The organism is Clostridium sp. 1001271st1 H5 (assembly GCF_005845215.1).
Taxonomy (GTDB): domain Bacteria; phylum Bacillota; class Clostridia; order Lachnospirales; family Lachnospiraceae; genus Enterocloster.
In genome coordinates this window covers 237,243-262,757 of record NZ_SPHO01000007.1, presented here as the reverse complement: position 1 = coordinate 262,757, position 25,515 = coordinate 237,243, and the positions used below count along the sequence as shown (strand labels likewise).

The 25,515-nt window shown below is 45.4% G+C and carries 19 protein-coding genes, 1 tRNA gene and 1 pseudogene; 17 read left to right on the top strand and 4 right to left on the bottom strand.

What is annotated here, in order from left to right:
* Positions 1–68: 68 nt before the first annotated feature.
* From FGS84_RS13215 to FGS84_RS13195, 5 genes and pseudogenes are all read left to right on the top strand, one after another.
* Positions 69–770: an ABC transporter ATP-binding protein gene (locus FGS84_RS13215; protein WP_138308957.1), complete on the top strand. Its 702-nt coding sequence runs from the start codon at positions 69–71 to the stop codon at positions 768–770.
* Positions 754–3,300, top strand: coding sequence for an ABC transporter permease (locus FGS84_RS13210; protein WP_138308954.1), 2,547 nt, complete (start codon positions 754–756; stop codon positions 3,298–3,300). The genes FGS84_RS13215 and FGS84_RS13210 overlap by 17 nt, the downstream gene beginning before the upstream one ends.
* A 233-nt stretch (positions 3,301–3,533) precedes the next feature.
* A pseudogene (locus FGS84_RS13205) lies at positions 3,534–3,803 on the top strand (DEAD/DEAH box helicase family protein); the annotation flags it as partial.
* Between the two features lie 454 nt (positions 3,804–4,257).
* Positions 4,258–5,520 (top strand): class I SAM-dependent methyltransferase, encoded by a 1,263-nt coding sequence (locus FGS84_RS13200; protein WP_138308952.1) that lies wholly within the window; start codon positions 4,258–4,260, stop codon positions 5,518–5,520.
* Between the two features lie 2 nt (positions 5,521–5,522).
* Positions 5,523–7,994 (top strand): ATP-binding protein, encoded by a 2,472-nt coding sequence (locus FGS84_RS13195; protein ID WP_138308949.1) that lies wholly within the window; start codon positions 5,523–5,525, stop codon positions 7,992–7,994.
* On the opposite strand, the gene FGS84_RS30885 is transcribed toward FGS84_RS13195, so the two are convergent.
* Positions 7,976–8,146 (bottom strand): hypothetical protein, encoded by a 171-nt coding sequence (locus tag FGS84_RS30885; protein WP_171042621.1) that lies wholly within the window; start codon positions 8,144–8,146, stop codon positions 7,976–7,978. The genes FGS84_RS13195 and FGS84_RS30885 overlap by 19 nt on opposite strands.
* A 300-nt stretch (positions 8,147–8,446) precedes the next feature.
* Between FGS84_RS30885 and FGS84_RS31505 the strand changes: the two genes are divergently transcribed.
* The 5 genes from FGS84_RS31505 to feoB all read left to right on the top strand — a co-directional run bounded on the left by FGS84_RS31505 (position 8,447) and on the right by feoB (position 14,807).
* Positions 8,447–8,602 (top strand): hypothetical protein, encoded by a 156-nt coding sequence (locus tag FGS84_RS31505; RefSeq protein WP_243129966.1) that lies wholly within the window; start codon positions 8,447–8,449, stop codon positions 8,600–8,602.
* A 404-nt stretch (positions 8,603–9,006) separates the two neighbouring features.
* Entirely contained in the window at positions 9,007–10,986 is a 1,980-nt protein-coding gene (gene uvrB / locus FGS84_RS13185; protein ID WP_138308947.1) for an excinuclease ABC subunit UvrB, read from the top strand.
* A 145-nt stretch (positions 10,987–11,131) separates the two neighbouring features.
* Positions 11,132–12,316, top strand: coding sequence for an N-acetylmuramoyl-L-alanine amidase family protein (locus tag FGS84_RS13180; RefSeq protein WP_138308945.1), 1,185 nt, complete (start codon positions 11,132–11,134; stop codon positions 12,314–12,316).
* Positions 12,317–12,474: 158 nt separating this feature from the next.
* Positions 12,475–12,711, top strand: a complete 237-nt coding sequence (locus tag FGS84_RS13175) for a FeoA family protein (RefSeq protein ID WP_138308943.1) — start codon at positions 12,475–12,477, stop codon at positions 12,709–12,711.
* A gap of 71 nt (positions 12,712–12,782) precedes the next feature.
* Positions 12,783–14,807: a ferrous iron transport protein B gene (gene feoB / locus FGS84_RS13170; protein ID WP_347563834.1), complete on the top strand. Its 2,025-nt coding sequence runs from the start codon at positions 12,783–12,785 to the stop codon at positions 14,805–14,807.
* Positions 14,808–14,864: 57 nt separating this feature from the next.
* Here feoB and FGS84_RS31500 read toward each other — a convergent pair whose 3' ends face one another.
* The 3 genes from FGS84_RS31500 to FGS84_RS13160 form a co-directional block, all read right to left on the bottom strand.
* On the bottom strand, positions 14,865–15,032 hold the full coding sequence (locus FGS84_RS31500; protein WP_279232809.1) for a DUF5688 family protein: 168 nt from the start codon (positions 15,030–15,032) through the stop codon (positions 14,865–14,867).
* A 122-nt stretch (positions 15,033–15,154) separates the two neighbouring features.
* A complete protein-coding gene (ltrA, locus tag FGS84_RS13165; RefSeq protein ID WP_138308939.1) occupies positions 15,155–16,975 on the bottom strand; it encodes a group II intron reverse transcriptase/maturase in 1,821 nt (606 codons plus the stop codon).
* Positions 16,976–17,659: 684 nt separating this feature from the next.
* Entirely contained in the window at positions 17,660–18,436 is a 777-nt protein-coding gene (locus tag FGS84_RS13160; protein ID WP_243129964.1) for a DUF5688 family protein, read from the bottom strand.
* A 349-nt stretch (positions 18,437–18,785) separates the two neighbouring features.
* Here FGS84_RS13160 and FGS84_RS13155 point away from each other — a divergent pair, with 349 nt between their 5' ends.
* The 7 genes from FGS84_RS13155 to FGS84_RS13125 all read left to right on the top strand — a co-directional run bounded on the left by FGS84_RS13155 (position 18,786) and on the right by FGS84_RS13125 (position 25,509).
* A complete protein-coding gene (locus FGS84_RS13155) occupies positions 18,786–19,649 on the top strand; it encodes a threonine/serine exporter family protein (RefSeq protein WP_227147486.1) in 864 nt (287 codons plus the stop codon).
* Complete coding sequence (locus FGS84_RS13150; RefSeq protein ID WP_138308937.1) at positions 19,643–20,083, top strand: threonine/serine exporter family protein; 441 nt, start codon at positions 19,643–19,645, stop codon at positions 20,081–20,083. Before FGS84_RS13155 ends, FGS84_RS13150 begins: the two co-directional genes overlap by 7 nt.
* Positions 20,084–20,130: 47 nt before the next feature.
* Positions 20,131–20,202 (top strand) — tRNA-Arg (locus tag FGS84_RS13145).
* Positions 20,203–20,920: 718 nt separating this feature from the next.
* Positions 20,921–22,294 (top strand): amino acid carrier protein, encoded by a 1,374-nt coding sequence (locus FGS84_RS13140; protein ID WP_138309042.1) that lies wholly within the window; start codon positions 20,921–20,923, stop codon positions 22,292–22,294.
* A gap of 305 nt (positions 22,295–22,599) precedes the next feature.
* Positions 22,600–23,637 carry a hypothetical protein gene (locus FGS84_RS13135; RefSeq protein ID WP_138308935.1) on the top strand — a complete coding sequence of 346 codons (1,038 nt, stop codon included), beginning with the start codon at positions 22,600–22,602 and terminating at the stop codon, positions 23,635–23,637.
* Positions 23,638–23,658: 21 nt separating this feature from the next.
* Positions 23,659–24,708, top strand: coding sequence for a tRNA preQ1(34) S-adenosylmethionine ribosyltransferase-isomerase QueA (gene queA, locus FGS84_RS13130; protein WP_138309039.1), 1,050 nt, complete (start codon positions 23,659–23,661; stop codon positions 24,706–24,708).
* Between the two features lie 45 nt (positions 24,709–24,753).
* A complete protein-coding gene (locus FGS84_RS13125) occupies positions 24,754–25,509 on the top strand; it encodes a pseudouridine synthase (RefSeq protein ID WP_138308933.1) in 756 nt (251 codons plus the stop codon).
* Positions 25,510–25,515: the final 6 nt, after the last annotated feature.

Here is a 25,515-nt window from a genome sequence, read left to right as displayed (position 1 = left end):
AAAGTCACTGGAATGTAAGGGGAATGTTCTATTATATGGGTAGACCACAGGAAAAGGAGGCTTACATAATGGAGTTCTTGAAGGTTGAAAATTTATGCAAGGTCTATGGCAGGGGAGAAAACCAGGTAACTGCGCTGGACCATGTTTCCCTTACCATTGAGAAGGGTGATTTTACTGCAATCATCGGCTCCTCCGGTTCAGGGAAATCCACCCTGCTCCACGCCATTGGGGGAGTGGACGTGCCCACAGAGGGAAAGGTGTATCTGGACGGTCAGGATGTATATGCGGGAAACAGTGAGACATTAGCCATATTCCGCAGACGGCAGGTGGGGCTGATTTACCAGTTTCACAATCTCATCCCCACCTTGAATGTGGTGGAAAACATTACACTTCCCATTTTAATGGACAGACGGAAGGTCAATGAAGAACGGTTAAATGATTTGCTGGAATTGCTGGGGCTTAAGGAGCGGAGGGACCATCTGCCGAACCAGCTCTCAGGCGGACAGCAGCAGCGTGTGGCCATTGGCCGCGCCCTTATGAACGCCCCGCAGGTCATGCTGGCAGATGAGCCCACAGGCAGCCTGGACAGCCGCAATGGACAGGAAATCATCAGACTGCTGAGAGAGAGCAATAAAAAGTACGGTCAGACTCTGATTCTTGTCACACACGATGAAAACATTGCTTTACAGGCTGACCGTATCATTACCATTGCCGATGGACGGGTGGTACGGGATGAGAGGCAGGTGGCAAGGCATGAACATCTTCAATAAAGCTGCCCTGGAGGGAATGAAAAAGAACCGCACACGGACCCTTGTTACAATTGCGGGAGTGATTCTGTCATCCGCCATGATTACGGCCGTCGCCACCTTTGGCACTTCCCTGTTAAGCTATATGACAAATGCTTCCATTGCGAAATACGGCAGCTGGCATGTGGAATTTGCAAATGCAGATTCCTCCTTTGTGAAGGCGCGGACAAGCGACAGAGAAGTAAAAGACACAGCTGTGTCTGCAAACCTTGGCTATGCCATGCTGGAGGGTGGGAAAAGCCCTGAAAAACCGTATCTGTTCATTTCCGGATTCAATGATAAAACCTTTGAAACCCTGCCAGTCACCCTGATATCCGGCAGACTGCCGGAAAACAGCGGTGAAGTTCTTGTTCCATCCCACATTGCTGTCAAGGCCGGAGTCGGCATATCAACTGGCGATGTCCTTACCCTGGAAGTGGGAGAGCGGATGTCGCAGGGGGAAATACTCAGTCAGCATGATGTCTATCAAGCCGGGAGAGAACATCTGGTAAACACGGCTGAGGAAACATACACGGTTGTGGGTATCTGTGAACGGCCGGGATTTGAGGAACACGCTGCGCCGGGATATACCCTGATTACAAAGTCAGATACAGAGGGACGGGAGGACAGCTTCAGCCTTTTTGTTACCCTTAAGAATCCCCGAAATGTCAGGAATTACACGTCAGGTATGGACAAAACAAAGGAATATGTCCTCAATGATGATGTGCTGCGCTTTATGGGGGCTTCGGATAATAAGCTGTTTAATACGCTTTTGTACACTGTCAGCAGTATTCTGACTGCCATTGTTATGCTGGGTTCTATTTTCCTGATTTATAATTCTTTTAACATTTCCCTCAATGAACGTACACACCAGTTTGGCATTCTCATATCGGTGGGTGCCACGGCCAGGCAGCTGAGGAATTCGGTGCTGTTTGAGGGATTATGTGTGGGTATGGCAGGCGTACCTGCTGGTATTTTGGCAGGCATAGGCAGTATCGGGCTGATACTCCCTGTTGTTGCAGACAATTTCAGTACGATTATCAACAGTACGGTACCGCTGTCCCTGGCGGTGTCTGTTCCTGCACTTATTGCAGCAGCGGCTGTCAGTCTGGTTACAGTGCTGATTTCAGCTTATATTCCGGCCAGGAAGGCTGCCGCAACTCCGGTGATGGACTGCATCCGACAGACAGGCGAGATAAAAATACAATCCGGGGCAGTGAAGACCTCAGGGCTGGTACAGCGAATCTGGGGAGTGGAGGGGACCCTGGCCCTGAGGAATTTTAAGAGAAATAAAAGGCGCTACCGCAGTGTTGTCCTGTCCCTTACACTGAGTGTTGTGCTGCTTGTATCGGGCAGTGCTTTTGGAACCACTTTGAAACGTCTTGCAAAAGAATACACAGTTGAAATGGACGGCGATATTTCCTTTTATACACATGAAATGGGGGAAGAGGAAATGTTCTCACTGTACGGAAGACTGAAAAACGCCGGCCGTGTTTACAGGAGTACCTATCAGTCCAATCAGGCCTGCCGCTGCGCGACCGGGGATTTTCCGGAGGATTACCGGAGAGCTATGGGGGAAGGGACTTCAGGAGAGCAGAGCTTGGGGGAACGGCTGGAATTCCCTCTGGATATACAGTTTATTGAGGATTCTGTATATTATGATTTTATTAAAAGCCTTGGACTGGATGAGTCACAGTACAGCGGATTGGAGGCCAAGGTTCTGATAGTGGGGGCAGACACAACCGACCATACCACCTGTTTTACAAACAGTACCATGAACTTCACTCTTATCTCTGATTCAGGGGAACAGGAGAAAATGATGGAGGCCACCTTTGTGGATTCCTACCCGCTGGACCCGCTGCCCAGGGATTCATCTGCGCCAATGCCTGCTTATCATTTTATGGCGGTGATACCGTGGCAGATGAAACCGCAGTTTGAACTGCCGGGTCAGCCGCAGACGTATGGTATGACCTTTTGGTCGGAAAGACCGTCACAGTCCATGGCGCAGATGCAGTCAATGATTGATGAGCAGGGAATTTCCTCCGGCTATGTGCTTCTCAATCTGTCCTCCGCTGTTGACCTGTTTCGCAGCGCCACCTTTGTGGTGGATGTATTTACCTATGTTTTTGTTACTATGATATCCCTGATTGCAGTTGCCAATGTGTTCAATACTATATCAACCAATATCCGGCTCCGGCGGCGTGAGCTCGCCATGCTTCGCTCCGTGGGAATGTCTGACCGTGATTTCAACAAAATGATGTATTTTGAATGTGCTTTTTACGGTATGAGGACGCTTATGTGGGGGATTCCCATATCGGGACTGATTTCATGGCTGATTTACAAGGGAATGACAACCGTGGAACGGCTGGATGATTTTGCCTTTGTATTTCCATGGGGTACCATGGCAGTCAGCGTGCTGGGGGTATTTCTTGTTGTTTTCATTACGATTGTGTATGCTGCGGGAAAGATTAGGAAGGAGAATATTATGGATGCGCTTAGGGATGATATGACCTGAGTATGATGTAACCTATGGGGGCAGGCAGGGGAAAAGGCAGGGTTTCAGATGGTAATATAAGGGTACAGAACAAACATTCGGTTTTGCTCTGTACTTTTATTTTATACTTTGGTATAATGGCAAAAGACAGTGTCATAGACAGAGGTATCTAACATGTGAAACATATACAAAGCATTTCGGTAACGATAAAAGATGAAATGTTTTTCAAAACAAAAGTGAGAAAGGAATCCCATATGGACCATTTTGAACTAGTATCCGAATACCAGCCCACCGGCGACCAGCCGCAAGCAATTGAAGCCCTTGTAGAAGGCTTTAAAGAAGGCAACCAATTCCAGACCCTGCTTGGTGTCACTGGTTCCGGCAAGACTTTCACGATGGCCAATGTCATCCAGGCCCTAAACAAGCCTACCCTGATTATTGCCCACAACAAAACATTGGCAGCCCAGCTCTACAGCGAGTTCAAGGAATATTTCCCCAACAATGCGGTGGAGTATTTTGTGAGCTAGTATGAAATGAGTTTCAAACCACTATTGGTTGGCGTTGCTTAGTGTTATTTATACCATATTTTGTGGACTATATGGAGTGTATGGATGGAATAATACCGGGTGGACTAGGTGGAGAGGTGACCTTCATTCGTAAAGAAAAAGTATTAGACTAATTATCAGATAGACATCTTCTCAATAAAATTTCATACTAATAATCTATTTTAAAAGTAAGGCCATATATTGTGTAAAGTTTTTGTATTTGTTATAATTGAAATCGCGAGGTACTATAAATGATTTACCAGCGATAATCGAAAATAATAAAAGAAATATATTGTTTAAATTATTATGAAAAGAAAAATGTGTAAGTTAATTATTGGAAAGTAGGGATAATACATTAAAAGATTATTGGAGGTTTAATCATTAAAGAAGAATGAAGTAAATCTGAATGCTATAGAAAATGAGGTTGAAAAATATGGTTCCTGTCAAAGTGGGAGAAGAATTCGATTACGAAGCAGTAAATATTGATAGTGATTGGAACGATAGCAACGATAGTGAGCTGATAATGCATACAATTCATTCATATCCAGCGAAATTTCCAGCATTTATAGCTTGGAAAGCATTTGAATACGCTCAAAATGAAGGTGTAAAAATTAAAAATGTATCCGACATATTTTGTGGATGTGGAACAGTTGCATTAGAGGCTAAGATACATGGATTTGATTTTTGGGGATGTGATATCAATCCAGTAGCTACATTAATAGCAAGAACCAAAAGTAATACATATAATGTAGATGAAATTTTGTATTATTATGAAAGAATAAAGATAAAAATAGAAAATTTGGATTTTCCAGAAGACTTGTATTTGAGAGCAAATGCGAGGCTTCAATATTGGTATTATGAAAAATCGTATTGTGTTTTGTATAAATTACATTATGCAATTGTTTGCGAAATTCCAGATGGAAAATATAGAGAGGCATTCGAATGTATTTTTTCTTCTATTTTGAAAGCCTGTTCAAAGTGGCTGACTAAATCTATAAAACCACAAGTAGATCCTAATAAAAAAGAGATAGATGTTTTAGGGCAGTTTGATATGCACTTACATAAATTTATTAAAGCAGTGGAAGAAATAAAGGTTGCTAATGCGAATACGATTATTAAATGTACAAATTTTTTAAATGAAGAAAATTTACCTAAAGTAGATTTAATAATAACAAGTCCACCTTATGTTACATCTTATGAGTATGCCGATTTGCATCAACTTTCATCATTGTGGCTTGGCTATGCAGATGACTATAGAACATTACGTAGGGGTTCCATTGGTAGTGTATATAATAGTGATGCTTTTTTTATGGATATGAAAAATTTGAATAATACAGGGAAAAATATTTGCGAGCAGTTAATAAATATTGGGATGCCCATGTCCAAAGTAAAATCGGTAGCTAGATATTATGTAGATATGCAAAATGCTGTAGAAAAATGTTATGGCATGTTACGAGATGGAGGCATGGTTTTTTTGGTTGTAGGTGATACAGAATATAAAAACGTAAAGATACAAAATTCTAGACATCTTGTAGAGGTATTAGAAAAAAATAAGTTCCATGATATTAAAATTGGGAAGAGAACAATATCAAAACGGATTTGTATACCTTATAGGGATGAAGCTGGTAAGTTCTCAAAAGACAAGTCAAAACGCAAAGTATATCATGAAGAATTTATTATTAGTGGGAGGCTTTAGGAATGAATTTAGATACTGCAGGAACGAAAATAGATGATATTGAAGTGACGATAAGCCACAGGATAATTGAGTTGTTTTCGGCTGGTTTATATTCAAGTCCCAATAAAGCGTTTGAAGAATTAATATGTAATTCTTATGATGCGTTTGCAAGTAAAGTTGCGGTTTATGTTCCATCTGATTTGACTGTTGAGGGAGCGTATATATGGGTTTGCGATAATGGAGAAGGATTAACGCCATCTGAACTAAAAGCTTTATGGAAAATTGGTGAATCGTCTAAGAGAAATAATAATGAAAGGGATAACCGAAGATTACAAATAGGACAATTTGGTATAGGTAAATTAGCGACTTATATATTGGCTAGAAAATTAACTTATATTTCTAAGAAAGAAAATAAATATATATTAGCTACAATGGATTACAATTTGATAAAAGAAGATAATAAAAGCCTATTTATAGCAGAACGTCAGGTTAGTGAGGAGGAGGCAAAAACTTTATTATCATATTACATTCAGAATGATATGTTGAATTTTTCATTATTTGATAAAGGCGCAGAAGAATCATGGACAGTCTCTTTGATGACCGAATTAAAACCTAAAGCAGGGGAAATTAAAATAGGACGATTAAAATGGATTTTAAGTACTGCATTGCCACTAAATCCAGGATTTCAGTTAGAATTTAACGGTGCTTTAATTGAGTCTTCAAAAATAAAAGTTCCTATTATGAAAAAGTGGATAATTGGAAAGGATGATTTGACTGCTGAGAAAATTACAGGAGTCGAATGTAGGGAAGAAATAGATAAAAATGGTAATCAGATATATTTTGTGGATATGCCTAACCTATCAGGTATTAATGGAGAGTTCGTTCTGTATGAAGATTCGTTGGTTGAGGGAAAGTCATCGGAATTAGGTCGGAGTCATGGCATTTTTTTGAGTATTAGAGAAAGATTGATAAATTTGGATGATCCATTGCTTGGAATGGAAGCATTTTCGCATGGTGCGTTCAATCGAACAAGAATAATTATAAATGCAGATGAATTAGATAATAATTTAACGTCTACAAGAGAGGCAGTAAAGGATTCACAACCATTTACTCAGCTAAAGGAATACATAAAGAAGAAATTTAATAATGAAGTAAAAAAATATTATTTTGATCAACAAATTCAAATTGAACAAAAAAGGTCAATTTCATCAAGAATGGCACAAACGTCTTACTTGACGTCCAAAAAACCCATATATGATTTTGTTCAAAATTATTATTCATCTCAGATAGTCAATCCTATTTTAATAGAAAAGCCAGATGAGGAAGATAAAGATGAATTATTAAATCTATATGAAAAAGATTTGGAAACGGGAGAGCAGGTAATAGAGAATATTGCTTGGGATTTTAAAACAATAGATGCCCCATTAGCTAAGTTAAATCTTAAAAATAGAACTTTAGTTATTAACAAAGCGCATCCATATGTTGCAAATTATATTGATGCAAACAGCAATATGATTCCCCTGGAAAGTATGATAATTACTGAAGTGTTAACTGAAGCACATCTGTATGAGATAGGTTTAGATGAGGATATTGTCAATGGAATAATTAGAAGAAGAGATAGGACATTACGCCAGCTTGCTTTATCAGATCGCCAAGGAATTCCAGCAGTGGCAATGTTTTTAAAAGACTCGTTAGATAATCCAAGCGGATTAGAAGATGCTATTGAAAGAGTTTTGACTGCAATAGGATTTGAAGTAACCCCAATTGGTGGAAATAACGAGCCAGATGGGAAAGCAGAGGCATTTCTTGGGTATGATGATAATGGAAACCCAAGAGGCTATTCACTGACATATGATGCGAAAAGCACGTCAAAAAAAAGTATTGCAGCAGGTACTGCCCATCTGTCTGGTTTGAAAAGACATCAAGAAAAATATCACGCTGATTATTGCATGGAAGTAGCGATTGATTATCAAGGTTCTAAAGATGATGAAAGTGCAATATCTAATGAGTCTAAAAGAGAACAAGTGACAATGATAACTGCAAAAGATTTAATAAAATTGTTACTAATGGTAACCCCAAAACAGTTAGGGCTGGATAAAATCAGAGATCTTTTTGAAAATTGCTTTTCACCTAATGAAGTTCATCAATGGATAGATAACGTAGAAAAAATGGATGTTGAAACTCCGCCATATTATGATTTAGTCGATGTAATCTATCAATTACAGAAAACAGATACTGAAGCTCCAGTAACAGAAGTTGTAAGAAGGGAATTGAATAGAAAATTAGGAACCAAGTATTCCACTAAAAATGTTACAGAGTGGCTAAATTTGCTGGTTAATTTAGTTCCAGGATGTGTGAGTGTAGATGGAAATTATGTCGGTGTACAGGCAAGTGCTACTATTATTAAGTTACGTATTCATAAGGCAATAAGTGAGATACCATTAGATATGCAACCAATGTATAATGAAATATTTAGTCAATCAGAGGGGGTATAGCGAGATATATTTAGTAATTCTAAAGTTAGTAATGCCTTTTGAGAGTTTTGTAGGGCTTCTAAATATTCATCGGGGTAATTTTGTGCTTTTAAAATAGTATATATTTCGCCGAGCATATCATAAAGATGGGAATATGAAATATTATTTTTCATAATATACCTCCAGTAGGGTATTATTATATGTAACAAGAAGTAATAAAATTCATAAAATGTTGAGAAACCGTTTGTTTATACAAGCGTAAGCGTTTAATGACGTTTACATTGTTCCAATTATGGAAAACCCCGGAGTAAAGATTTTCATTGGAAGTATTACAAACAGCTTTTGCAGGAGAATCATCTTCCAGATATTCGTTGGTATGATTTGCGAAGCACGTTTTGTACCATACTACTGAAGAATGACTTTAATCCCAAGACGGTATCGAAACTGATGGGCATGCTAAAGAGTTGATAACGATGGATGTATATGGGGATAACCGGGGTATCATTGCTGATTGTGTAGATGAACTCCAGCCGTTTATAGATGAGGTTTTACCAGATCCAGATGAGGAGATTGAACTTGCCACTGAAAACATTGATGTGATGATTTCGGCGGAAGATTACCTTATATAAAGTGAATAGAAAATGGAAAAATATAGCCACAAGAAAAAGAACGAATGTTCCGTCTTGTGGCTATACTTTTTGAACTGTCCATGTTATAATTTGACTTGTCAGCAGGAAAGCAAGCGCGACCGCAGGGAGCATTTGCTTTCACCTGACAAGTCAACGAGGAACAGCATGTTCCGAGTGATGCAAGGACTGCGAAGCAGTCTTTGTATCGTTTAGTGACCTTTAGAAATACTAATTCCACTAGGTTTTATATAGTGTTGCGGCGTTTCAAAAAACAGGTTTTAGTGACTTTCATTCGTAAAATAGCAAAAGTTCGTCTATTAGGCAGGGCGAAAATGGTTCGGATTACGAATTTCTGCCTAATAGACGTACTTTTTTCAGGGTCACCAAGGAGGTAAAAACACAATATGGAGTTCAAATTACACAGTGAATACCAGCCCACCGGCGACCAGCCGCAGGCGATTGAAGCCCTTGTAAAAGGCTTCAAAGAAGGCAACCAATTCCAGACTTTACTAGGGGTTACGGGCTCTGGCAAGACTTTCACCATGGCCAATGTCATCCAGCAATTACAGAAACCGACCCTCATTATTGCCCACAATAAGACGCTGGCAGGACAGCTCTACAGTGAGTTTAAGGAGTTCTTCCCGGAGAACGCGGTGGAGTACTTCGTTTCCTACTACGACTACTACCAACCCGAAGCCTACGTCCCATCCTCGGACACCTACATTGAAAAGGATTCTTCTATTAATGATGAGATAGACAAGCTGCGCCATTCCGCCACCGCTGCCCTGTCCGAGCGGGAGGATGTGATTATCGTGGCTTCCGTATCCTGTATCTACGGTCTGGGCAGCCCCATTGATTACAAGGAGATGGTTATTTCCCTGAGGCCAGGCATGATTAAGGACAGGGACGAGGTCATCCACAAGCTCATTGACATCCAGTATGACCGCAATGACATGGACTTTAAGCGGGGAACGTTCCGGGTAAGGGGCGATGTGCTGGACATTTATCCTGCGTACTCAGATGGTGTGGCCTACCGGGTGGAATTCTTTGGGGACGAGGTGGACCGTATATCGGAGATTGATACGCTGACCGATGAGACTAGGGCGCAGCTGGGCCATGTGGCTATTTTTCCGGCATCCCATTATGTGGTGCCAAAGGAGAAGATGATGGAAGCCACAGAGAACATTCTGGCGGAGCTGGAGGAACGGGTCGCATTCTTTAAGAGCGAGGATAAGCTTTTGGAGGCCCAGCGTATATCGGAACGGACCAACTTTGATGTGGAGATGATGCGGGAGACAGGATTCTGCTCAGGCATTGAGAATTATTCCAGACATCTGACCGGCGGCCTGCCAGGGGAACCGCCCTGTACTCTGATAGATTATTTCCCGGAAGATTTCCTGATTATTGTGGACGAGTCACATATAACACTGCCCCAGGTACGGGGAATGTATGCAGGGGACCGGTCCAGGAAAACCACGCTGGTGGATTACGGCTTCCGGCTACCGTCGGCTCTGGATAACAGACCGTTGGCGTTTTCTGAGTTTGAGTCTAAAATTAACCAGATGATGTTTGTTTCCGCCACGCCGTCTGTCTATGAGGCGGAGCATGAGTTAATGAGGGTGGAACAAATCATACGTCCCACAGGGCTTTTAGACCCGGAAATTTCGGTGCGGCCTGTGGAGGGCCAGATTGATGACCTGGTTTCTGAGGTAAACAGGGAAGTGGAAGCACGCCACAAGGTGCTTATCACCACTCTGACCAAGCGGATGGCAGAGGACCTGACCGATTATATGAGGGAGGTGGGCATCCGGGTGAAATATCTCCACTCGGATATTGATACCCTGGAGCGGGCTGAAATTATCCGGGACATGCGAATGGATGTGTTCGATGTCCTGGTGGGAATCAACCTGCTGCGGGAAGGACTGGATATACCGGAAATAACCCTGGTGGCTATTCTGGATGCTGATAAGGAGGGATTCCTGCGTTCGGAGACATCACTGATTCAGACCGTTGGCCGCGCGGCGCGCAACAGCGAAGGCCACGTAATCATGTATGCGGACAAGGTGACGGACTCCATGCGCGTGGCAATCGAGGAAACGAACCGAAGGCGCCAGATACAGCAGAAATACAACGAGGAACACGGAATCACTCCTACCACCATAAAGAAGGCTGTCAGGGATTTAATCGCTATATCCAAGGCAGTGGATGCAGATGATAAGCACTTTAAGAAGGACCCGGAGTCCATGGACGAGAAGGAGTTAAAGAAGCTGTCAAAGGAGCTGGAGAAGAAAATGCATCAGGCTGCAGCAGAACTGAATTTCGAGGAAGCGGCAAGGCTGCGTGACAGAATGATAGAAATCAAGAAAATGCTGCAGGACTTGTAATTTTCTGTAACTCATGGAACAATATACCTAAAAATGTAATATTCTTTTAAGGATTATTAAATTGTACAAAAGAAACCTCTACTTTATAATAAAGATAGGCAATAATAGCAAATGATTGCGAATATAGATGAGGAGGTTATGTTTTATGAGGAGAAAAAGTTATCTCTGTCTGCTGCTTGCAGCATCCATGGCATTGGGCGGCAGTTTCCCGGCATTGGCGGCAGATAAGAAAATTGACACGGTCAAGCTGAGTTTTTCCTATTCAAAGGCGCCTGAGAGCGGAGATGAGATAGGAGACATTACAGTTAAGGCGGGCAGCAGCGGATTTGAAGTGGATTCTGCCGAGTATACCAATATTGAGGACCAGGATACCTGGACCGTAGGCGACATACCTGAGGTAAAGGTGGAGCTGTCTGCCAAGGACGGATACAAGTTCTCTTACACATCCAAGAGCCATTTCTCTCTTTCCGGATGTAATGCGGATTTTAAGAAGGCAAAGATTTACGATGACGGCCAGTACATTGAGGTGTACGCTGAGCTGAAACGCATCGGCGGTAAGCTTCAGGGCGCTTCGGACCTGGAGTGGAACGATACCACGGCTGAATGGGAGGAGATTGAGGGCGCCAAGAGCTACGATGTAAAACTGCTCCGCGACGACAAGACAGTCACCACAGTGAGCACCACAGGAACCTCCTATAACTTTGCAGGCTATTTTAACCGGGAAGGAGACTATACCTTCCGTGTAAGGGCAATTTCCCGCTACAATAATAAGACTGGCGAATGGTCCGAGGATTCCGGTTCCCTGTCTATTGACGAGGATGAGATTGGCCGCTATGGCGGCAGCGGGCACTGGGAACAGGACGGCACAGGCGTGTGGTATGCCTATGATACCGGCGGTTATCCGGCATCCTGCTGGAAGCAGATTAACGGGGCATGGTACTATTTCAACAACAAGGGCTATATTGTCACAGGATGGCAGAAGCTGGACGGAACCTGGTATTACCTGAATCCGTCGAACGGCACCATGATGACCGGCTGGCAGGCCATTAACGGCAAGTGGTATTACATGAACGGCAGCGGTGAGATGCAGACCGGCTGGCAGGCCATTAACGGCAGGTGGTATTATCTGGACAGCAGCGGCGCCATGCAGATTGGCTGGCAGAGGCTGGGAGGCCAGTGGTATTACTTAGATGCAAGCGGCGCCATGCTTACCGGCTGGCAGGCCATCAACGGCAAGTACTATTATCTGGGTACCAACGGCGCCATGTATTACAATACGTGGACACCGGATGGAAAATATGTGGATGGTTCCGGAGCCTGGGTGCAGTAAAATATAAGTTAAATATGCAGGAGAGATGCAGCGGAGAGATTCGCTGCATCTTTTTTGAATCTGAGTTTGTCATAACAAACTCTTTTTGTTGACATTTTTTCGCAATAAGCATACAATGAATATGATTTAAATGCAACTACAAAAGGAGACAGGCAGCAATGCAGAAAAAGCTGAATGAGTGTGAAATCGGCGGCCAATACGTTGTATCGGGCGTGCAGGTGGATGAGAGCATTACCAGACGTCTGGAGGCCCTGGGGGTCAACGAGGGGACGCCTGTGAATATACTAAATAAGAAGGGCAGCGGCAGCGTTATCATCAAAGTGCGCGGTACGCGTCTGGCGCTGGGAAAGCGTCTGTCCGAAGGTATCACGGTCAGGGAGGAACATGCATCATGAGCGGACATGCAAGGGCAAATGGGACAGATACGTACGGCAGTGTGATACTGGGAGACAGCAGGGAAAAGAAGATGGATTCTCCAAAACAGCATGGGGATGATACGGCGCCCATCACAGTCGGATTTGTGGGCAATCCCAACTGCGGCAAGACCACATTATTCAACGCCTTCACCGGTGCTAAACTTAAGGTTGCCAACTGGCCCGGAGTTACGGTGGAGCGCGTGGAGGGAGAGACCAGCTATAAAGGGCGCCCTATCAAGGTTATAGACCTTCCGGGCATCTACAGCCTTACTTCCTATACCATAGAGGAAAAGGTCACCCGTAAATGCATTGAGGACGGCGGCGTGGATGTCATCATCAATGTGGTGGACGCTTCTTCCCTGGAAAGGAACCTGTACCTGACCATGCAGCTCATTGAGCTGAAAAAACCGGTTATCCTGGCCCTGAATATGATGGATATTGTGGAAGAACGTGGCATGGAAATCGATATGCACCGCCTTCCGGAGATGCTGGGGGAGATTCCCGTTGTCCCGGTATCGGCCAGAAAACGGACCGGGCTGGATGTGCTGATGCATGCAGTGGTCCACCATTATGAGGAGGGCCCCCAGGGCGTGGTTATCCGCTACAGCCAGGAGGTGGAGGAGAAAATCCGGCTGATTGAGGAGGCACTGTATAAAAAATACGGCGAGATGGACAACATGCGCTGGCATGCCATTAAGTTCCTGGAGTTTGACCAGGTGGTGATTGATGACCATCCCCTGGATAATGCGGGGCAGATTCTTCCGCGTAATTATGAAAAACAAATCATCAATGAGAAATATGACTATATTGAAGAGGTCATAAAGGAATGCCTGTTTAATAAGGATGAGAAGGCCGCCACCACGGACAAGGTGGACCGGCTCATGACCCATCCGGTGTGGGGAATTCCCGTGTTCCTGGGCATTATGGCCTTGGTGTTTTTCCTTACATTTACAGTGGGTGATTTTTTAAAGGAGTATTTCCAGATGGGTCTGGATATGTTTTCCGGTGCCATCCTGTCGTTTCTCACCAGTGTCCACGCAGCCCAGTGGCTCACCTCGCTGATTGTGGATGGTATCATTGCGGGGGTGGGCGGTATTCTTACATTCCTGCCCAACATTTTTATCCTGTTCCTTGCCCTGGCTTTTCTGGAAGACAGCGGATACATGGCAAGGGTGGCTTATGTGATGAATGAGACCATGGGCATGGTGGGTTTGTCAGGAAAGGCGTTCCTGCCCATGCTTTTGGGTTTTGGCTGTACGGTACCCGCGGTTATGGCAACCAGAGCCCTGGAAAGCGTGAAGGACAGGCGGAGGACTATTTTAATCACGCCATTTATGTCCTGCTCCGCCAGGCTGCCGATTTATGTGCTTTTCGCTGAGATGTTTTTTCCGGACAGGGCTCTGATTGTGGCATACTCCCTCTATATCATCGGTCTTTGCATGGCAATCCTGGTGGCCTTTATTGTACATATCCATGGAAAAAATGACAGCTCCCAGAACGCGCTGCTGATAGAACTGCCTGAGTACAAGACGCCCAACGGCCGCACGGTAGCCATCTATGTGTGGGATAAAGTAAAGGACTATCTCAGCAAGGCGGGAACCACGATTTTCATTGCGTCCATTGTGCTCTGGTTTGTATTAAACCTGGGACCGGACGGATTTGTGTCGGAGGTGTCCGACAGCTTTGCCGCAATCATCGGTCATGTCCTGGTACCGGTATTAAGACCCGCGGGCCTGGGACAGTGGCAGGTGGCTGTGGCCCTTATTTCCGGCCTCTCGGCAAAGGAAGTGGTTGTATCCAGTTTCAGTGTCCTCTACGGAATCAATAATGTGAACTCCGCTGCCGGTATGACAGAGTTATCCACTCAGCTGGCCATGGCCGGATTTGGCGGCGTAAACGCCTATGCCCTGATGATATTCTGCCTGCTGTATTCACCCTGTATCGCGGCAGTGGCAACGATTAAGCGTGAGACCGGCTCCTGGAGATGGACCATAGGAATGGTGCTGTTCCAGCTGGCTGTGGCCTGGGCGGGAGCTATGCTGGTATTCCAGTTGGGAAGTCTGATATTCGGATAATCAATACTGGAACATGCAGAAGAATGGCAGATGTAGCGGAGGGGACAGGATTGGAACTCAGCAGATGGAAACAGGGCCGGAGGATGCAAGGGTAATGGCTCCGGTTTCCCTTGAATAGAGATATACCTGATTGGACAGGCGGTCTTCCCTGGGGACCTCGGACCGGTTGATGTGGGTCACCAGCCGGCTCATCTCCCCATAAGAAATATCGCCGTCGTCAGGCAGCAGCAGAAATAGCGATAGGTAAGGTCTGAGCTGAGAGCAATCTCAGCTTTCCACCTTTTCCCCCGCTCCGCACCGTACGTGAGACTTTCACCTCATACGGCGCTCCATCAAATTAAACCTATTTACTCAATTATGGTATTACCGACTAGAATTCGATAATTATTGGTCTTTTTAAGCGCATTTTCGTTCCACAATCCTTCACTAGTAAGCTTTTCTATCAGCTCGTTAGCTCGTTCTGTTTCCTTTGTGTGAATAAGTTCATAGGCGTCAGTAGAAACTATATCTATGTTTCTATAGCCATCTCCACCATTAGGATATATTTTGTGAACTCGCATATCATATACTGTAAGCTGTTTCTTTGTTATTAAACACTTGCCTCTCTGCGCTGACATTCGTGAAATACGATTGTCATTCAGCTCGATTGACTCATGCCTTAGCGGATGTTCTGCTAAGTATCTAAAGATAACATCGAGGTGTGTAAGCCGTTTGTGAATTAACTGTCTTCCTTCTTCCGTATAATTGCAGGTTTTCTGTTTGAATCCGTAGGGAATCGTAAAGGTGACCGCATAAATAGGGTCAATAACAACTTCCCCTACTAGATAACGTCTGCCGTGATAATTAGCGTATTTTATCTTCTGAAATTCTGACAGTGGTGGTCCTGTTTTGCCATTTGACCGTGTCATGTGTTTTAAGGCTGGTAACAAAAGATAATAAATCTTCCAAAAATCTTTACTTACCCTTGTGGCTACACAGTAGTAATTGTGCATACCACGAATTGTTGAATTCAAGTTACGCGCTTTATTCTCATTGCCTTGTGCTTCCCAAATCGCTTTACGAAGCTTAGTTGTAACCTTTTTCTTTGCTTTGTCCGACATATGAGAAACAATAACATTTTGTTTCGGTCTTTCTTCCAGCTTAAATTTAAAACCTAAGAATTCTGAATAATGCCTACACAGATTTGTTATCTTACTTTTCTCTGGACTTGTTTCGAGATGCAACCTTTCCTTCAGCCACATTTCAACGGCAAGCCTTACTCGTTCTGCATCCTTCCTGTTTCTACAAAAGATTTTAAAATCATCTGCATAACGCACTAGGTACATTTCTTTTAGTTTAGCATTTCTTCTAAGTGCCTCACATTTATCACCACTATATTTGTATGGATATCTCGTTTGGAATGTTTCCCATTGATTACTTATCCACCAATCAAGTTCATTTAGCACGACATTAGAAAGCAACGGTGATAAAATACCACCTTGCGGTGTTCCTTTTATAGGAACCCCTTCCCCCTGTATCGGTGCTTTCAGAAGCTTGCTTATGACACAAATCAACCTTTTATCATGAATACCCAGTGACCATATCTGCTTCAAAAGCTTCGCATGGTCTACATTATCAAAGAACCCTTTGATATCGATATCCACCACATATTCCAGCTTTACTGTGAAAGCTAGAAATCGAAATCGGCTAATTGCATGGTGTGTGTTACGGTTTGGTCTGAATCCATAGCTATGCTTGTGGAACTTCGCTTCGCATATTGGCTCCATCACTTGAAGAATACATTGCTGTATCAAGCGGTCTTGAATGGTTGGAATTCCTAATGGTCTTTCCTTTCCATTGTCTTTAGGAATCATGACTCTCCTTACTGGATGAGGTTTGAAGTTTGCCAATCTATGTTGGACATACGCCACTAATACGTCATTTCCTTGCTCCGCTATCTGTTCGATTGTACCCATGTTAGTTCCAGGTGTTCGGCTTCCCTTGTTACGCTTAATCCGTCTGTATGCAAGTGCGATATTCTGCGGACTAACAATCAGCGACATTAGGTCATTAAATATTGCACCTTCTTTGCTTTTAGCATATAAGCCGTCAAACACATCTTGAATTGCATAATACTCATTGCGCCTTAGTACCTTGTTTTCTCTTTTCTTTGTCGTTTGGTCAGTCATCTCCTTAAAGGAAGATTTCTTCTCTTAGTCATACTCGAACCCAAAACACTTTTTACCATATTAAGTTTTAATGAATTAACTTGACTTGGGGCTATCCCTCCACGGCTTATTATCACCGCTTCACAGGTACATTGCCCCTACTTTCACTGACATAAACTGTGTTGCCACAGACCGCCTCATTGGAATTGCACTTCCTACTCGTTGTCAGCTTCCCCCGTTCCTATTTTCCTATCTGTTCATATACCCTTAGACGCTCTCTTTGAGCCTGTAAGCTTGCTAGTGCCTGTAACACTACATGGACTTTCATAACGAATGTCTTACTCACCCACACTTACCTGACGTCACGTCATCGATGCATTTCTGCATTTCCATTCTTTAGACCCTTTTCTTCAAGAGTTCGCCAGTTGCCCTTGTATAGACAACATTCTCGTCATAGGTATTTTATAGACTTCCGGCCTATCATCCACTCGACCACCTCTGGTTCGTAGTTCCTCGCCATCACGCGTTAGGGTGGCTCTCAGCCGACTTTACCGAGCTTATAACCCCTCACAATGTGCAACTATAAGACGCTATTCGGAGTATCAAAGGAAGCATTTCATGGCGTTACCCAATCATTCTACTTCTCAGAAAATAAGTTGTTGCTACAACTAGTTAAACTAGTTGCAACCCTCGCCTTTTGTTCATTTATGCGGCGAAACGGGTCGCACCTTCGTGGATGCTGGATGGAAGGATAATTAAATCCTTTTCCACCCCGTCTGCGAAGTTTTTTAATACATCCTTATACAGGATGCAGGCAGCGCCGTTGATGCCGGAACGGTTGCTGAGTATGTAAAACGGGGCAGGAGTTTCCGGCCTTGGCCCGGTTTCCTGAACATGGGGATTCAGTTCGCGGTTCAGCTCCTCGATGATACATGCCATGCTGGAGATGACAGGAGGAAACAGCCTGGGAGAATTGGCAAGGGCTGAGTTTTTTAAATCTTCCAGGGAAATGTTCCAGATACGCAGATGACTGTTGTGAATCATGGCGGTCATGAGGCCGGTGTCATCCTCATGGATGCAGAGGTAGAATACAATCGCCAGGTCCATCCAGAGTATATGGGGGACGTCCGCCAGAATGGATTCGTTGGAGGCAGCATGTATTAGTTTGCAGGCAATATCAGAGCGTATGCCCTCATAATCGGACAGCATCTGATAATCCAGGGGAGGCGGTGTATCGTTCTGACGGTACAGAGCCAGAAGCTCTGCTGCAATATGGTCTAAAGGCCTTCCCTCACGGTACTGTTCATAGCAGGGATTCAGGTATATGGCAGGAGCGATATGGGTATTTCCCCTGGTGATGCACAGTCCATCCAGAATGAGCCCATTGTTTTTGGGGACCTTGCGCAGCTCCAGCTTATAGCTGTCTCCCAGGGCTGCTTCCATGCGTTCTTTTACAGCAGTTAAAAATTGTTCGTATACCAAATGTATACCTCCTTTGATGTTATTTATGTAAACTGAATAACAGTTCCATATCTTACTGAACTGGATAATAAGGTAAACTTCCGGTGAAATCGCCTTGGATAATGACAAGATGGATAAACTGAATATAAAAATATAAGTGAATATCAGAAATAAAATGAATTGATACCAGCTTAATCCATAAGGACATGTTTGTCAATAGATGAAAATGGGATTTTTGGGCTGCCAAGCTGCCGGAAAGCGGTTCAAGGCGGAAAATACTATATGTTATCGGGGTTTTTAAGTAGGTATTGTCGTTTTATTGACTACAGGGGGAGGGAATGGTGGGGAAATGACGGGAAAATGGCAAGAAATGAAATTGACGGATGGTCATGGGACTGATATACTCGATTATAGTTTCAGAAAGGAATGGGGACGAGTGGACGAACATCATTGGAGTGAGGACCATCTGATAGCCAGTACCGCTGTCCTGGCCGGGGAAATCATGCTGATAAGCGGAGCCGAGATTGCCAGGATAGAGGGAACCATACATTATATACTGGGGTGCTGCCATGGCAGGAATGCACAGACCATGGTATTCAGCACAGGCATATTTGTGAGCCTGGACAGCCCTGACAGGGAGGCGCTGACCCTGGTGCGAAGGGTGGAGGCGCGTTCTACCAACCTGAACCGGATATACCGTGTGAATGAGGTGTCCAGGAAGCTGTGCGGCGGCCTCATGAGTCCTAAGGAGGCATACCGGGAGCTGGAGGAAATAAAGGATAGCTGCCAGTATAAAAGGGAGTTAAAGGCCCTTAGTTATGCGTTTATCGCCGTATTCTTCGGCGTGGTCCTTGGCGGGAGTCCTGCGGACTGTCTGGGGGCTGCTGCAATCGGCGGGATTTTGGGACTGGTGGTATATGCCATATCAGGCTTGGGATTCAATGATTTCTGCGTTAACGGTCTGGGGGCATTTACCATCGGGATTGCTGCCCTGGCCATGAACCGGTGGATTCTGACCGGGGCCAGTAATGACGTGGTTATCATCAGCGCCATCATGCCCTTGCTGCCAGGTGTTATCTTTACCACAGCGGTAAGGGATACGCTGAACGGGGATTATTCCTCAGGGGCAGCCAGGATGCTGGAGGCAGTGGTGACTGCTCTTGCAGTGGCGGCCGGAGTGGGTGCAGGCATGGCACTGTTCCATCAGCTCACAGGGGGAGGCGGAATATGGTAGCTGCGATTCAGGTGGCAGGTTCGTTTATGGCGGTGCTCAGCTTCGGGCTGGTGCTGGAGATGCCCAGGAAATACCTGGGCTGGTCAGGGCTGACCGGCGGAGTGTGCTGGCTGGTGTATCTGCTGGTAAAGGCAGGAACCGGCTCCATGATTCTCGGAGCATTTCTCTCCAGTCTGTCCGTGGCCCTTATGGGACATCTGTTTGCCAGGATTTTCAGGGCTCCGGTCAGTGTGTTTCTGGTGCCGGGAATCCTTCCCCTGGTCCCCGGTACATCCATCTATAACAGCGTGTACTATGTTATCCGCAACAGCAGGGAGGAATCCATGTATTATCTTGTGGAAACCCTTCAGATTGCTGGCTCCATTGCCCTGGCGGTGTTCCTGATGGATTCCGTGTTTAAACTGGTGGGAAAGAAGAAAAGGATAAAAGTGTAAAATTAGGACTTGAAGTTTTAATGAAAATAGTGTATCATAATGGGGATGCGTCTGTAGCTCAGTGGATAGAGCAGTGGCCTCCGGAGCCGCGTGCGTAGGTTCGATTCCTATCAGACGCATTTTAAATTGCATATTTTTTATTTTTGCGGATGCCGCAGAGTCAGGTCCAAGCTTGATTCTGCGGCATTTCCTGTTTATCCGCCGGAACAAACCGGTCCGTTATGTCCGTTTTTCCTGAGCCGGTCGTAAACCTTGATGCGGCAAGCAATGAAAATGCAGATGGATGTCCTGAAAAGAGTGTTAAAAAAACGTTTATTTTTTTAAATTTTCACACAATCTTAACGCTAAATCGGAGATTTGGAATTGATTTTGGAAATTTTAAGGAGTATACTGTTACTAAAGCGAAATACAAGGTAAGTTTTTTAAAATTGTATATTTAACTCGGATAGCATATATACGAAAGTCAGTTAATAAAAAGTAATAAGATGGGGCTTCGGATTGTTTCCTGAAAAAAGAGTGTATCTAACTGTATGCGTACTAGAACTTCAAGAAAGCCCGAAGAGAAGTCTTTGAATATATAGTATCCTGGTATAACAGAAAGTGGTTATACAGAGCCATCAATTATATGACGTCTCAGCAGAAGGAGGATGGGAAACCAGAAAAGGTGGCATAAGCTTTCAATTCCAGCATTCCCCGCGGCCGCTTAATCCAACGAGGTATCAAGCAAACGTACGGCAAGAACGTTCAACCTATATAAAGCGAAGGGCTGTAAATAATAGGCTGACGGGCTGTGGGGGACCAAAACCCTACACTTATATATTAAGGAGGAAACATTATATGCTACGGATAGTTGATACAATTAATTCATACCTTTCTGATTACATTCTTGTATTTCTTTTAGTTGCTGTGGGCCTTTGGTATACCATCAAAACCAAATGTGTCCAGAGGTATCTCTGGAAAGGACTGAAACAGCTGTTTGGCGGTTTTTCACTGCACGGCGGTTCTCAGGGAGGCGGAATGAGCTCATTTCAGGCGGTTGCAACAGCAATCGCTGCACAGGTTGGCACCGGAAATATTGTTGGTTCAGCCGGTGCGATTCTTGTGGGCGGACCCGGAGCCATTTTCTGGATGTGGATTATTGCATTTCTGGGCATGGCAACCATTTATGCAGAAGCAACATTAGCGCAGAAGACACGTATTACAGATGCGGAAGGCAATATCCAGGGCGGACCGGTGTACTATATCCAGACAGCCTTTCATGGCAGCTTTGGAAAATTCCTGGCAGGCTTTTTTTCAATCGCAATTATTCTTGCTCTTGGATTCTTTGGATGCATGGTGCAGTCCAACTCAATCGGCTCGACAATCCAGCTGGCATTCGGGATTCCGTCCTGGGTTGTAGGTATCTTCCTCGTTGTTATTTGCGGATTTATCTTCATGGGAGGCGTGGACCGTCTTGCTTCCGTTACTGAAAAATTAGTTCCGGTTATGGCAGCATTTTTCCTGCTAGGCGGCTTGGGAGTACTCGCTATGCGGTTACAGTATATTCCGGAAACATTTGGCCTGATTTTCAAATATGCATTCCAGCCCCAGGCAATTATCGGCGGCGGATTCGGTATAGCAATTAAGACGGCTGTCAGCCAGGGCGCAAAGAGAGGCCTGTTTTCAAATGAAGCCGGTATGGGCTCCACCCCCCACGCCCATGCCCTTGCGCTGGTGAAAAATCCGCATGAACAAGGCTGCGTCGCAATGGTCGGTGTTTTCATTGATACCTTTATCGTTCTCACACTGAATGCATTGGTTATTATTTCTACACTTTACGCAGGAAATGGTCCTCTGGCAAATGGTTATGCAGGAGAAGCCGCGGAGACATTAAAAAATACAAACCTTGCCCAGGTGGCTTTCGGCGTTGTATACGGTAATAAGGCCGGCGCTGTTTTTGTGGCGATTTGTTTGTTCTTCTTCGCATTTTCCACCATTCTCGGCTGGAATTTATTTGCAAAGATTAATGTAACCTACTTATTTGGAAAAAAAGCGCAGAAACCATTCATGCTTGTTGCTTTGGTATTTATCTTCCTTGGAACAATTGGGGAAAGTGATTTGGTATGGTCATTATCTGATATGTTCAACCAGCTGATGGTTATTCCCAATGCCATTGCACTGTTCGCATTGACGGGGGTGGTTACAGGGATTCTTAAGAACCGCGACAAATAAAATATGGTACATATGCTTGAGAATGAAAGGACGTTCGCCGATGACTGCGTAAAGACTGAAGAGAGGCTTATACGTTTGACGATGCGCATACAGCGGTTATTTTCCTCGGTTTCTCCTGGATGGGTCAAAAGATGGGGCGGGATGCCCTTGTAAGGATATCGCAGATAATCTGTTTCAGCTTTGGATTATCTGCGGTATTTTTTTGGTACAGATTGCAATTTGAACCGCTTTTTGCTAGAATAGAGCGGAGATACTTGTATACTAACATACTCCGGGCTTCGCAGTCGGGACAGGAGGACTGAATCATGAGACAAAACAGAAGAAGGACAGGCAGCAGACGTTCTGCGGACGATAAGATAAAATATATGCGCATGGCGGCCATTCCGCTGGTTATTGTGCTGGTGCTGGTGGCAATCATACTGGTGATGGACAGGAAACCGTCGGATAAGGAGGCATCCGCGTCAACCGGCGTGTCGCTTTCCTCGGATGAGGATATCAATATAAACAGCGACAGCACCGCTGCACCGGACGATGGGGGAGTGGAGCCGGACAATAACCAGTATACTACGGATTTTTCCCAGTATGAGCTGAAAAAGGACGAGATTCCCCAGGTAAACCAGCTGATTAGTGAGTATTTTCAGGCAAAGGTGGACCAGGATGCTGAGACGCTGTACCGGATATTCGGCAAGAGCAGTGATACCGGGCTGGATGAACGGAAGGAAGAACTGAAGAATGAGGCGGTATACATTGAGGATTATGTGGATATTGTCTGCTATACCAAGCCAGGGCTTACAGAGGATTCCTATGTGGCCTATGTCACCTACGAAGTGAAGTTCAGACGTGTGGAGACATTGGCGCCCGGGCTCATGTGGTGCTATGTGGTCAAGGAAGATAATGGAAACTACATTATCCGTGAAAATGTAGTGGGTGATGAGGCGGATTATGTGGCAAAGCAGAACCAGTCTGAGGATGTGAAGCTGCTGTCCAACCAGGTGAATGAGAGGCTGAGACAGGCCATAGAGGGCGACACGGTCCTTGCCGGAATTTATAAGGATTTGAGAAACGGAGCAGTGGTCCATTCATCCGAGGAAGAGACAGGGGACAGTACGGTCATTCTGGAGGAAGAAGGCGCAGGGGGACAGAGCCCTGAGGGGGGACAGCCATCCCAGGAGCCGGCCGCTGACCCGGGCCAGAATTCCCAGGAGCCGGCCGCTGACCCGGACCAGAATTCCCAGGGAGAAGGAATACAGAATGTCCCGGCCGGACAGGAAGGAACAGAGACCCAGGGAAGCCAGGGAACTGAGCCCGGTACGTCAGGCGGTTCCAGTGTAAAGATAGAATAGTCTTGGAGGATAAGATTGACCATGGATGTAAAGGATTTTGATTATGAACTGCCGGAGGAGCTGATAGCCCAGGACCCGCTGGAGGACCGTTCCGCTTCAAGGCTGATGGTGCTGGACCGGGAAACCGGGGAGATACAGCACAGGATATTTAAGGATATCACGGAATACTTACGGCCGGGAGACTGCCTGGTGATTAACGATACAAAGGTTATACCGGCACGGCTGTTCGGAGTGAAGAAGGACACAGGGGCCAAGATAGAGATACTTCTGCTGAAACGCAGGGAGAATGATATATGGGAGACACTGGTGCGTCCGGGCAAGAAGGCCAAACCCGGGACTGTCATTGAATTTGGAGAGGGTCTGCTGACGGGAACCGTGGTGGATACCGTGGATGACGGGAATCGTCTGATTCAGTTCCATTACAAGGGCATTTTTGAGGAAATACTGGACCAGCTGGGCCAGATGCCTTTGCCGCCGTATATTACGCACCAGCTGAAGGATAAGAACCGTTACCAGACCGTGTATGCCAGGCACGAAGGGTCTGCGGCAGCGCCCACGGCAGGTCTGCATTTTACCCAGGAGCTTCTGGCTGAGATTGAAGGTATGGGAGTTAAGATTGCCCATGTGACGCTCCATGTGGGATTGGGGACATTCCGCCCTGTCAAGGTGGAGAATGTCCAGGACCACCATATGCATTCTGAATTTTATGTTGTGGAGGAGTCTGAGGCAAAAAAGGTGAACGACACAAAGGCTGCCGGAGGCAGGATTATCTGTGTGGGGACTACCAGCTGCAGAACCGTTGAATCTGCCTCCACAGAGGATGGGGTGCTTAAGGCAGGAACAGGCTGGACGGAGATATTCATTTACCCGGGATACCGCTTTAAGGTACTGGATGGCCTGATTACTAATTTTCACCTGCCTCAGTCCACCCTGGTGATGCTGGTCAGTGCGCTGGCTGGCCGGGAGCATATACTGGATGCCTACAGGGAGGCTGTGAAGGAGCGTTACCGTTTCTTCTCCTTTGGCGATGCCATGTTCATTGCAGCCCATCCGGCTGCTAAGAAGCAGTAAGGACAGCACAGGGATTGCAGGATTATCAGAAGAAAGCGGGAAAATATGGAAGAACGTTTAAATAAATGGCTGAGTCAGATGGGAGTCTGTTCCAGACGGGAGGCGGACCGTCTGATTGAGGCCGGCAAGGTGCTGGTGGACAACCGTCCCGCCTCCATGGGGCAGAAAGTGACACCGGGCCAGAAGGTGGTCTGCAATGGAAAGGTGGTCCGGGGCGACCGGAACCACAGGCCCAAACCAGTACTTCTGGCAGTGAATAAGCCAAAGGGCATTGTGTGCACCACGACCGACAAGGACAGGGCGGAGAACATCGTGGACTTTTTGAAGTATCCGGAGCGTATTTACCCTGTGGGGAGGCTGGATAAGGATTCAGAGGGACTCCTGCTCATGACGAATCAGGGCGACCTGGTGAATAAAATCATGAGAAGCGGAAATGCTCATGAGAAAGAGTATATTGTTACCATAGATAAGCCGGTGACGGAACGCTTTCTGGAACAGATGGCAGAAGGCGTCAGACTGCCTGAACTGGACCAGATGACCAGGCCCTGTCAGGTGAAGAAGGTGGAGCGGAATACATTTTCCATCATCCTTACCCAGGGCCTGAACCGGCAGATACGGCGGATGTGTGAAGCCTGCGGCTGCCAGGTAAAGCGTCTGGTGCGGGTGCGCATCATGAACATACGCCTGGGCAATTTAAAGACTGGCGCATACCGCCAGATAACGAAGGAGGAGTACGGGGAGCTGACAGGGCTTCTTAAGGACTCCTCCAGTCTGTCCGTAAAGGAGAGAAAGAATCGATAATCAGGA

Excerpts from the sequence above, each read along its gene's own strand:
- FGS84_RS13215 (WP_138308957.1), top strand. The coding sequence starts at position 69 with ATGGAGTTCTTGAAGGTTGAAAATTTATGCAAGGTCTATGGCAGGGGA.
- FGS84_RS13210 (WP_138308954.1), top strand. The coding sequence starts at position 754 with ATGAACATCTTCAATAAAGCTGCCCTGGAGGGAATGAAAAAGAACCGC.
- FGS84_RS13200 (WP_138308952.1), top strand. The coding sequence starts at position 4,258 with ATGGTTCCTGTCAAAGTGGGAGAAGAATTCGATTACGAAGCAGTAAAT.
- FGS84_RS13195 (WP_138308949.1), top strand. The coding sequence starts at position 5,523 with ATGAATTTAGATACTGCAGGAACGAAAATAGATGATATTGAAGTGACG.
- FGS84_RS30885 (WP_171042621.1), bottom strand. The coding sequence starts at position 8,146 with ATGAAAAATAATATTTCATATTCCCATCTTTATGATATGCTCGGCGAA.
- FGS84_RS31505 (WP_243129966.1), top strand. The coding sequence starts at position 8,447 with ATGGATGTATATGGGGATAACCGGGGTATCATTGCTGATTGTGTAGAT.
- uvrB (WP_138308947.1), top strand. The coding sequence starts at position 9,007 with ATGGAGTTCAAATTACACAGTGAATACCAGCCCACCGGCGACCAGCCG.
- FGS84_RS13180 (WP_138308945.1), top strand. The coding sequence starts at position 11,132 with ATGAGGAGAAAAAGTTATCTCTGTCTGCTGCTTGCAGCATCCATGGCA.
- FGS84_RS13175 (WP_138308943.1), top strand. The coding sequence starts at position 12,475 with ATGCAGAAAAAGCTGAATGAGTGTGAAATCGGCGGCCAATACGTTGTA.
- feoB (WP_347563834.1), top strand. The coding sequence starts at position 12,783 with ATGGATTCTCCAAAACAGCATGGGGATGATACGGCGCCCATCACAGTC.
- ltrA (WP_138308939.1), bottom strand. The coding sequence starts at position 16,975 with ATGACTGACCAAACGACAAAGAAAAGAGAAAACAAGGTACTAAGGCGC.
- FGS84_RS13155 (WP_227147486.1), top strand. The coding sequence starts at position 18,786 with ATGAAATTGACGGATGGTCATGGGACTGATATACTCGATTATAGTTTC.
- FGS84_RS13150 (WP_138308937.1), top strand. The coding sequence starts at position 19,643 with ATGGTAGCTGCGATTCAGGTGGCAGGTTCGTTTATGGCGGTGCTCAGC.
- FGS84_RS13140 (WP_138309042.1), top strand. The coding sequence starts at position 20,921 with ATGCTACGGATAGTTGATACAATTAATTCATACCTTTCTGATTACATT.
- FGS84_RS13135 (WP_138308935.1), top strand. The coding sequence starts at position 22,600 with ATGAGACAAAACAGAAGAAGGACAGGCAGCAGACGTTCTGCGGACGAT.
- queA (WP_138309039.1), top strand. The coding sequence starts at position 23,659 with ATGGATGTAAAGGATTTTGATTATGAACTGCCGGAGGAGCTGATAGCC.
- FGS84_RS13125 (WP_138308933.1), top strand. The coding sequence starts at position 24,754 with ATGGAAGAACGTTTAAATAAATGGCTGAGTCAGATGGGAGTCTGTTCC.